The 10,091-nt window shown below is 68.3% G+C and carries 3 protein-coding genes, 1 tRNA gene and 1 rRNA gene; 4 read left to right on the top strand and 1 reads right to left on the bottom strand.

Annotation, left to right across the window (positions count from 1 at the left end):
- Positions 1-163 precede the first annotated feature (163 nt).
- The 3 genes from rrf to ACFVXA_RS10800 all read left to right on the top strand — a co-directional run bounded on the left by rrf (position 164) and on the right by ACFVXA_RS10800 (position 1,215).
- Positions 164-280, top strand: a 5S ribosomal RNA gene (gene rrf / locus ACFVXA_RS10810).
- Between the two features lie 114 nt (positions 281-394).
- Complete coding sequence (locus ACFVXA_RS10805; protein WP_383906620.1) at positions 395-1,057, top strand: DegT/DnrJ/EryC1/StrS family aminotransferase; 663 nt, start codon at positions 395-397, stop codon at positions 1,055-1,057.
- A gap of 85 nt (positions 1,058-1,142) precedes the next feature.
- Positions 1,143-1,215, top strand: a tRNA-Thr gene (locus ACFVXA_RS10800).
- 82 nt (positions 1,216-1,297) lie between these two features.
- Here the strand turns inward: ACFVXA_RS10800 and ACFVXA_RS10795 are convergent.
- Complete coding sequence (locus ACFVXA_RS10795; RefSeq protein ID WP_362016941.1) at positions 1,298-4,045, bottom strand: SpoIIE family protein phosphatase; 2,748 nt, start codon at positions 4,043-4,045, stop codon at positions 1,298-1,300.
- A gap of 350 nt (positions 4,046-4,395) precedes the next feature.
- Between ACFVXA_RS10795 and ACFVXA_RS10790 the strand changes: the two genes are divergently transcribed.
- Positions 4,396-9,897, top strand: coding sequence for a HAMP domain-containing protein (locus ACFVXA_RS10790; RefSeq protein WP_383906483.1), 5,502 nt, complete (start codon positions 4,396-4,398; stop codon positions 9,895-9,897).
- Positions 9,898-10,091 lie beyond the last annotated feature (194 nt).

Below are 10,091 nucleotides of genomic sequence, written 5' to 3'. Positions count from 1 at the left end.
GGTTGATAGGCCAGATCTGGAAGGCGGGTAACCGCTGGAGGTGACTGGTACTAATAGGCCGAGGGCTTGTCCTCAGTTGCTCGCGTCCACTGTGTTGGTTCTGAAACCACGAACAACCCCACGTTTGTCACAGAGCGTGGTGCGGTTGACTGTTTCATAGTGTTTCGGTGGTCATAGCGTGAGGGAAACGCCCGGTTACATTCCGAACCCGGAAGCTAAGCCTTACAGCGCCGATGGTACTGCAGGGGGGACCCTGTGGGAGAGTAGGACGCCGCCGAACAATTATTCAAAGAGCTGGTCCCCGAACTTCGGTTCGGGGACCAGCTCTTTTTTGTTGTCCGTCACTTTGTGTTCACTTTGCGCGACAAGCATCCGCGGCATGGGTACTGCTGCAATGCTCAGGGCCGCGGGCGTCGGAGCCGGTGACGAGGTCATCGTGCCGGCGTTCGGGAACGTCGAGGTCGCCGAGGCCGTGACGCGGGCCGGTGCGACGGCCGTCTTCGCCGACATAGACCCGGCGACGTACTGCCTCGACCCGAGTGCGGTCGAAGCCGTCGTAACTCCCCAGTCGGTGGCGCTGGTTGTGGTGCACCGCTTCGGTCGGTCGGCCGACATGGCACGGTTGCGGGGTGCCGGTCAACGGCACGGGCTCCTGGTGCTGGAGCAGGGAGAGTCCGAGGCGCCGTACGACGAGGTCGCGCAGCGCAGGGAGCGGGCCGCCTACCTCGACGGACGGTTGAGCGGGGTGCGGACGCCCGACGGCGGTGACGGGCACACCTACCAGCAGTACGTCGTGCGTGTGCCGGGCAATGGGCGGCCGGACCGGGATGCCTTCGCGCGAGCCGTGCGGGCCAGGGGAGTTGAGTGCGAGGTGCCGGTCAAGACGCCTGTGCACCGCATGCCGGGCTTCCGGCGGGACGTACATCTTCCGGAGACCGAGCGGGCCGCTGACGAGACTCTCGCGCTGCCTGTGGACGCCTCGTTGACCAAGCGGGAGATGCAGCGGATCGTCTCCGCGTGCAATGCGCTCGGCGGTCTGCTCCAGCCTGCCTTCTGACCCCATGGGCGTGGGTTGGGAGCACGGTTCTGTTCGGGGTATGATCTATTCCGTTGCCGCGAGGGAAACCTCGAAAAGGTGACCTGCCCCCCTAGCTCAGTCGGCAGAGCGTCTCCATGGTAAGGAGAAGGTCAACGGTTCGATTCCGTTGGGGGGCTCAAACAGAAAAGGCCTCCGCCCTTACGGGCGGGGGCCTTTCGTATGCTCCGGATTCGCCTACCCCGGGGTCGAAGCCGAGCCTCAGTCGTTCTGCAGGCCCGGTACTCGCATCGCCAGAATCGCCATGTCGTCGGACGGGGCGTCCGAGGCGAAGCGCTCGACCGCGCGCATGATGCGGGCGGCGACCGCGCCCGCCGTCAGGCCCGTGCAGGTGGTGAGGACGTCGGCGAGGCCGTCGTCGCCCAACATGCGTGTGCCCTCACGGCGTTCGGTGACGCCGTCCGTGACGCACAGGAGGACGTCGCCCGGATCCAGCGTGACCATCTGCTCGTACAGCTCCAGGTCGTCCATGACGCCGAGGAGTGGCTGGGGCTCGGCTGCCGGTTCGACCGTGCCGTCCTGGCGCAGGCGCAGCGGGAGCGGGTGGCCGGCGCACACCACCTTCAGTACGGCACTGCCGTCGTCCTGGGGCCACAACTCGCCGTACAGGAGCGTCAGGAAGCGGCTGCGGGCGCCCTCGTCGAGGATCGCGGAGTTCAGCCGTTCCAGCACGGCCGGGCCGCCGTAGCCCTCGCGGGCCAGCAGCCTGAGCGCGTGCCGGGCCAGGCCCGTGACCGCCGCTGCCTCCGGACCCGTACCGCAGACGTCGCCGATGGCGAAGCCGTACGCGCCGTCGCGGATGGGGAAGAGATCGTAGAAGTCGCCGCCGACCTCGTTGCCCTCGCCGGCCGCGCGGTAGATGACCTCGACCTCGACGCCCTCGATGTGCGGGAGCTCCGGGGGCAGGAGGCTGCGCTGGAGGGACTGGCTGATGGCCGTGCGCTCCGAGTACAGGCGGGCGTTGTCCAGCGCCAGGGCGGCCCTGCGGGACAAGTCCTCGGCCAGTTCCAGGATTTCCTGGCGGAAGTGCTCGTCGGAGGGCTTGCCGAGGGTCAGCATGCCAATGACGCGGTTGCGGGCCACCAGGGGGAGTACGACCGTCTCGCCGCCGACCGCCGAGGCCGTCGCCAGCGTCGTACCGATGCCGGAGCTCACCGGAGGGGACTCGCCCAGGCCCAGGCTGCGCATGGAGGTGCGCAGGGCGGCCTGGTGGGCCGCCTCGGCGGGCGCCGACCAGACGCGGGCGCCCGGGGTCGGGACCGGGTCCGGCGGGGCGATCTTGGAGAGCAACGCCTTGAGGCCGTCGATGCGTTCCTCGTCCTCGTGCAGGACGTACGAGAGATACGGATCGGAGGCCTGGTCGGCGATCGTGTAGACGGCGCACCAGGTGGCCAGCGTGGGGACCGTCATCTGGGCCATGAGGGCCAGGGTCTGGTCGCGGTCCAGGGTGCCGGCGAGCAGGTCGGAGGCCTCCACGAGGAAGGACAGCGAGCCGCGGCGCAGGCGTTCCAGCTCGCCCAGGCGGGCCGATTCCACCGCGAGGGCGATGCGGTCGGCGGCGAACTGGAGGCGCAGGGCCTCCTCGTTGGAGTATCTGCCGGGCCCTTCCGCCGCGACGCCGAGCGAGCCGGTGAGGCGGCCCTCGACCTTCAGCGGGACCGTGACGACCGAGCGCATGCCGGTGCCGCTGAGCAGGGGGACGGCGCCGGGGACGACCGTCAGGTCCTCGTGTACGGCGGGCATGCGGGCCGAGCCGTACCGTCCGGGTCCGGCTTCCACGGGGACGCGGGCGAAGCGCTGGCGGGCGGAGGGGAGGCCGGTGGAGGCCCGTACCTCCAACTCCGTTTCGTCGTCGGTCGCGAGGAGCAGGAAGGCGGAGTCGCCGTCGAGCATGTCGCGGGCGCGCTCCACGGTGCGCTGGAGGAGGCCGTCCAGGTCGTCGGGGGCCGGAGAGCCGATGAAGACCTCGAAGGGGTCGGAGGCCTGGCCCTCGGAGCTGGTGGTCGTGTCGCTGGCGCTGACGCGCAATGGGGTCTGCAGGACGGCGCGTTCGTGGTCGCGCACGAGGAGACAGACCGTGGAGGGCTCGCCGCCCGTGTCACGGACCCGGAGGTGGGAGGCGTAGACGGGTGTGACGCGGCCGTTGGCGCCGCGAATGCCGTAACTGCCCTCCCAGCGGGAGAGCTGGAGGGCCTCGACGATGCCGGTGCTGGTGCCGGGGGTGTGCGGCCAGGCCGCGAGGTCGGTGAGCGGCTTGCCGGTGACCTGTTCGGCGGCGTAACCGAAGAGCTCCTCGGCGTCCTCGTTCCAGGCGTTGATGGCGCCGACGCGGTCGATCTGGACGACCGCGACGCGGACGCGGCCGTCGGCGAGCGGGAGGAGGTCGGCGGGGAGGGAGGGGCCCGCGGTGCGGGTGCCGACCGGGCGGTCGGGGAGGTCGAGCTGGAACCAGACCTGCTTGTGGGTGGGCGTGTACTCGACACCCCAGCGGCCGGCCAGGGCCGCGCACAGCTGGAGGCCGCGGCCGCCCTCGCGCTCGGGGCTGCCCATGTTCACGGCCGTCGCCTGGAGTGGAATCTCACGTTCCGGGTAGCGGTCCGCCACCTCGATGCGCACGCCGTCGTCGCTGCGCAGACACAGGACGTCCGCGGAGGTGCCCGCATGCACGACAGCGTTGGTGACCAGCTCGCTGGTGAGGACCACGGCGTCGTCGACGATGTCCGCGAAGCCCCAGCCCTGGAGGGTGTCACGGACGAAGGAGCGGGCGGTCGCGACCGATCGCCCCAAAGGATCGAAACTGGCGGCCGCGCGCGCGGTGATCACAGAACTCCTTGTCCGGTTGTCGGCGTGCGGGGTTCCGTGGCCGACCTGCTCCTGCCGGGGCAGAGCGTGGTTTCCCGTTGGCTGGGGATCCTGGGGCGGTCCCCCTGGATGCAGTCCGGTGGTCATGGTGCGGCGCCCCTCCGATGCCTGCCCGCTCGTGTTCGTGCCACCGCCCAGGCCGGACGGGACCGGCACGGCTGGACAGCCGCATGCAAGGTTACTTACCTTCGCCGTCCATGCGGATGCCGGTCGCCAGTGTTTCCGTTGGTCCGGTCCGGACGAGGCTTGTGCTCCCGTCCGGAGGGTGTGCGGACGATGTGCGAAGCTGCCGAACTGTTATGGCCTGGTTCAGCCAGGGTGAAACACTGGGCAAGCTCCAGGAGAAGGTCCGGCCAGGCTGAGTGTCTGCCGGCACGCCGAGCAGAAGTACCCGAGTACGCCGAGCAGTAATGGTCGACCCTTGCGGGAGGGACACAGTGGAGTCTGGCGCAGCGACGCGGGGCACGAACACGCGCGCGAAAGGCGGACAGTCCCTGAAGAGTGGGCGCGCACCGCGCAACGGCACCACAGCGGTGGACACGGCGGCCCTGAACCGGCTGCTGGCCGCCCTCGTGTCTATGCGGGACGGCAACTTCCGCAAGCGGCTCACGGTCTCCGGTGACGGCGTGATGTCCGAGATCGCGGCGGTTTTCAATGAAGTGGCCGACCGTAATCTGCACCTGACCGGCGAGCTTTCGCGGGTACGGCGGGTGGTCGGACGTGAGGGAAAACTCACGGAGCGGCTGGAGACGGGCGCCTGCGAGGGTTCCTGGGCGGCGGCGATCGACGCGTCGAACGCGCTCGTCGACGACCTCGTACGGCCTGTTTCCGAGGTCGGGCGGGTGCTGTCCGCGGTCGCGGAGGGCGACTTGTCCCCCCGCATGGAGTTGCGGGCCCAGGCGGCGGACGGCAATGGGCATCCCCTGCGCGGGGAGTTCCTGAAGGTCGGGCGGACGGTCAACAACCTGGTCGACCAGCTGTCGACGTTCACCGACGAGGTCACGCGGGTGGCCAGTGAGGTGGGCACCGAGGGCAAGTTGGGCGGCCAGGCCCGGGTGCGCGGTATGTCCGGTTCGTGGAAGGATCTCACTGATTCGGTCAACACCATGGCGTACCGGCTGACGGCTCAGGTACGTGACATCGCTCTCGTGACCACGGCGGTCGCCAAGGGTGACTTGTCACGGAAGGTCACGGTTCATGTGGCCGGCGAGATGCTGGAGCTGAAGAACACCGTCAACACGATGGTCGACCAGCTGTCCTCGTTCTCCTCCGAGGTCACGCGCGTCGCGCGTGAGGTGGGCACCGAGGGCGAGCTGGGCGGCCAGGCGCAGGTACCCGGTGTGGCCGGCGTGTGGAAGGACCTCACCGATTCGGTGAACCTGATGGCCGGCAACCTCACGGCCCAGGTGCGCGGGATCGCGCAGGTGACGACGGCGGTCGCGAGCGGTGATCTGTCGCAGAAGGTGACCGTGTCGGCGCGCGGTGAGGTCGCGCAGCTCGCCGAGACGATCAACCAGATGACCGAGACGCTGCGGACGTTCGCGGACGAGGTCACGCGCGTGGCCAACGAGGTCGGTGGCGAGGGGCGGCTCGGCGGTCAGGCGAACGTGCCGGGCGCGGCGGGGACGTGGAAGGACCTGACGGATTCCGTAAACACCGTCTTCCGGAACCTCACGACGCAGGTGCGTGACATCGCCGCGGTGACGACGGCCGTGGCCAACGGTGATCTCTCCCAGAAGGTCAGCGTCGAGGTCGCCGGCGAGATGCTGGAGCTGAAGAACACCGTCAACACGATGGTGGACCAGCTGTCGTCGTTCGGTGTCGAGGTCACGCGCGTGGCGCGCGAGGTCGGTGTCGAGGGTGAGCTGGGCGGCCAGGCGCAGGTGCCGGGCGTGGCCGGCACGTGGAAGGACCTCACCGACTCCGTCAACACGGCGTTCCAGAACCTGACGGGTCAGGTGCGCAACATCGCGCAGGTGACGACGGCGGTCGCCAATGGTGATCTGTCGCAGAAGGTCACCGTGGACGTGTCCGGTGAAATGCTTCAGCTGAAGAACACCGTGAACACGATGGTGGATCAGCTGTCGTCGTTCGCCGACCAGGTGACGCGGATGGCGCGGGACGTGGGTACGGAGGGCCGCCTCGGCGGTCAGGCCCGCGTGGACGGCGTGTCCGGCACGTGGAAGGAACTCACCGACTCCGTCAACTTCATGGCGGGAAACCTGACCTCGCAGGTACGGCAGATCGCCCAGGTGACAACGGCGGTGGCCCGGGGTGACCTGTCGCAGAAGATCGACGTGGACGCGCGCGGCGAGATCCTGGAGCTGAAGAACACCATCAACACGATGGTCGACCAGCTCTCCGCGTTCGCGGACCAGGTGACGCGGGTGGCCCGCGACGTGGGTACGGAGGGCCGCCTCGGCGGTCAGGCGCAGGTACCCGGCGTCGCCGGTGTGTGGCGCGACCTGACCGACTCCGTGAACGGCATGGCCGGCAACCTCACCGCGCAGGTGCGGAACATCGCGCAGGTCGCGACGGCGGTTGCGCGGGGTGACCTGTCGCAGAAGATCGACGTGGACGCGCGCGGCGAGATCCTGGAGCTGAAGAACACCCTCAACACGATGGTGGACCAGCTCTCGAACTTCGCCGAGCAGGTGACCCGGGTGGCCCGCGAGGTGGGCACCGAGGGCATGCTCGGCGGGCAGGCCGAGGTGCAGGGTGTCTCCGGCACCTGGAAGGACCTCACGCAGTCCGTGAACTTCATGGCGAACAACCTGACCATTCAGGTGCGCAACATCGCCGAGGTCACGACCGCCGTCGCCAAGGGCGACCTGTCCAAGAAGATCACCGTCGACGCCAAGGGCGAGATCCTCGAACTCGTCACCACCGTCAACACGATGGTCGACCAGCTGTCCAACTTCGCCGAGCAGGTGACCCGGGTGGCCCGCGAGGTGGGCACCGAGGGCAACCTGGGTGGTCAGGCGCGGGTGCCGGGTGTCACGGGCATCTGGAAGGACCTGAGCGACAACGTCAACGTGATGGCCAACAACCTGACCAACCAGGTGCGGAACATCTCACAGGTCGCGACGGCGGTGGCCAACGGCGACCTCACCAAGAAGGTCACGGTCGAGGCGAGCGGCGAGGTCGCTCAGCTCGCGGACACCGTCAACACGATGGTGAAGACGCTGAGTTCGTTCGCCGACCAGGTGACGCGGGTGGCCCGCGAGGTGGGCACGGACGGCATCCTCGGCGGGCAGGCGCGCGTACCGGGCGTCTCCGGTACGTGGAAGGACCTCACCGAGTCCGTGAACGGGATGGCGTCCAACCTGACCGGCCAGGTGCGCAACATCGCGATGGTCACCACGGCCATCGCCAAGGGTGACCTGACCAAGAAGATCGACATCGACGCCCGCGGCGAGATCCTGGAACTCAAGACCACCATCAACACGATGGTCGACCAGCTGTCGTCCTTCGCCGAGGAGGTCACCCGAGTCGCCCGCGAGGTGGGCACCGAGGGGCAACTGGGCGGCCAGGCACGCGTCCGCGACGTCGACGGCACCTGGCGCGACCTCACCGAGTCGGTGAACGAGATGGCCGGGAACCTGACCCGGCAGGTGCGCGCCATCGCGCGCGTGGCGACCGCGGTGACCCGCGGCGACCTGAACCTGAAGATCGACGTGGACGCCTCCGGCGAGATCCAGGAGCTTCAGGACTACATCAACAAGATGATCGCCAACCTGCGCGACACCACCATCGCCAACAAGGAGCAGGACTGGCTCAAGGGCAACCTCGCCCGCATCTCGGCGCTCATGCAGGGACGTCGCGACCTCGACGACGTGGCCTCGCTGATCATGAGCGAGCTGACGCCGGTCGTCTCCGCGCAGCATGGAGCGTTCTTCCTGTCCATGCCACTCGTCGACGGCAAGGACGCGAACGCCGAGGACGAGGAGGCGTACGAGCTGCGCATGCTGGGGTCGTACGGCTACTCGATGGGCTCCATGCCGACGTCGTTCCGGCCGGGTGAGGCGCTGATCGGGACGGCCGCCCAGGAGAAGCGCACGATCCTCGTGGAGAACGCGCCGAGCGGCTATCTGAAGATCTCCTCCGGGCTCGGCGAGGCGCCCCCCGCGCAGGTGATCGTGCTTCCGGTGCTCTTCGAGGGGACCGTGCTCGGCGTCATCGAGCTGGCGTCCTTCACGCCGTTCACGCAGATCCAGAAGGACTTCCTCAACCAGATCGCCGAGATGATCGCGACGAGCGTCAACACCATCTCCGTCAACACCAAGACGGAGGTGCTGCTCCGGCAGTCGCAGGAGCTCACCGAGCAACTCCGCGAGCGTTCGGCGGAGTTGGAGAACCGGCAGAAGGCCCTGCAGGACTCCAACGCGGAACTGGAGGAGAAGGCCGAGCTGCTGGCCCAGCAGAACCGCGACATCGAGGTCAAGAACACCGAGATCGAAGAGGCGCGGCAGGTCCTGGAGGAGCGCGCCGAGCAGCTCGCGGTCTCGATGCGCTACAAGAGCGAGTTCCTGGCGAACATGTCGCACGAGCTGCGTACGCCGCTCAACTCCCTGCTGATCCTGGCCAAGCTGCTCGCCGACAACGCGGACACGAACCTGACTCCGAAGCAGGTCGAGTTCGCCGAGACGATCCACGGCGCGGGCTCCGACCTGCTCCAGCTGATCAACGACATCCTCGATCTGTCGAAGGTCGAGGCGGGCAAGATGGACGTGTCGCCGACCCGCATCGCTCTCGTCCAACTCGTCGACTACGTAGAGGCCACTTTCCGCCCGCTGACCGCGGAGAAGGGCCTCGACTTCTCCGTACGGGTCTCTCCGGAACTGCCCGCCACGCTGCACACCGACGAACAGCGGCTCCTCCAGGTGCTGCGCAACCTGCTCTCCAACGCGGTGAAGTTCACCGACTCCGGAGCGGTCGAATTGGTGATCCGGCCCGCCGGCGCCGATGTCCCGGTGGCCATCCGGGAGCAGCTTCTGGAGTCGGGTGCGCTGCGCGACGCGGACGCCGATCTGATCGCGTTCTCCGTGACGGACACCGGCATCGGAATCGCGGCCAGCAAGATGCGGGTCATCTTCGAGGCCTTCAAGCAGGCGGACGGCACGACGAGCCGGAAGTACGGCGGTACGGGCCTCGGGTTGTCCATCTCGCGGGAGATCGCGCGGCTGCTGGGCGGCGAGATCCACGCGCAGAGCGAGCCGGGCCGCGGCTCCACCTTCACGCTGTATTTGCCGCTGTACCCGAGCGAACTGCCGCCGCAGGGCTACGGGCAGCTCGCACCGGCGCTGGAGGCGGGGGAGCTGCTCGCCTCCGAGGCCGAGCTGTCCGGGGTCGACATCGAGACGCCGGCCGAGGTGAAGTCGTACCAGGAGACGCAGAACGGGCCCGCCGCGCTCTTCAGGAGGCGTCGCAGGGCGGTGTCCGCGGTCGAGGAGCGGGGCGCGCTGCCGGGGCAGCCGAACGGCGCCGCGCGGGCGGCTCAGGAGCAGTGGGCGGCCGCGGGCCGGCCGGACGCGGAATCGCAGCCGCGGCGCGGTATCCGGTTCGAGGGCGAGAAGGTGCTGATCGTCGACGACGACATCCGCAATGTGTTCGCCCTCACCAGTGTCCTGGAGCAGCACGGCCTTTCGGTGCTGTACGCCGAGAACGGCCGCGAGGGCATCGAGGTCCTGGAGCAGCACGACGATGTGACGGTCGTCCTGATGGACATCATGATGCCCGAGATGGACGGGTACGCGACGACGACGGCGATCCGACGGATGCCGCAGTTCGCCGGACTGCCGATCATCGCTCTCACCGCGAAGGCGATGAAAGGCGACCGGGAGAAGGCCATCGAGTCGGGAGCGTCCGACTACGTGACGAAACCGGTCGATCCCGATCATCTGCTCTCTGTGATGGAGCAGTGGATGCGTGCGGAGTGACAGACTCTTGTACGGCGGGTCCGGTCGTCACGCGGTGTCGGCGGCCGGACGCGCCGTGCCGCACACGCCGACCGGCTGCGCGGCAGGTCGGACATGGCATAACTGACGGTGGCCGAAGCCGTGTAGAAGTACGGGATTCGGGGAACCTTCTGGTCTCCCGCTACGTTTCTGCTATGTGCACAGTGACATCGCGG

Origin of the sequence: Streptomyces sp. NPDC058246, assembly GCF_042881985.1 — a bacterium.
GTDB lineage: Bacteria > Actinomycetota > Actinomycetes > Streptomycetales > Streptomycetaceae > Streptomyces.
Note: the sequence above shows the minus strand (reverse complement) of the source record. Positions and strands in the feature narration are given on the sequence as shown.

What these genes read in the sequence shown, in the direction of transcription:
- ACFVXA_RS10805 (WP_383906620.1), top strand. Translation starts at nt 395, where the DNA reads ATGCTCAGGGCCGCGGGCGTCGGAGCCGGTGACGAGGTCATCGTGCCG.
- ACFVXA_RS10795 (WP_362016941.1), bottom strand. Translation starts at nt 4,045, where the DNA reads ATGACCACCGGACTGCATCCAGGGGGACCGCCCCAGGATCCCCAGCCA.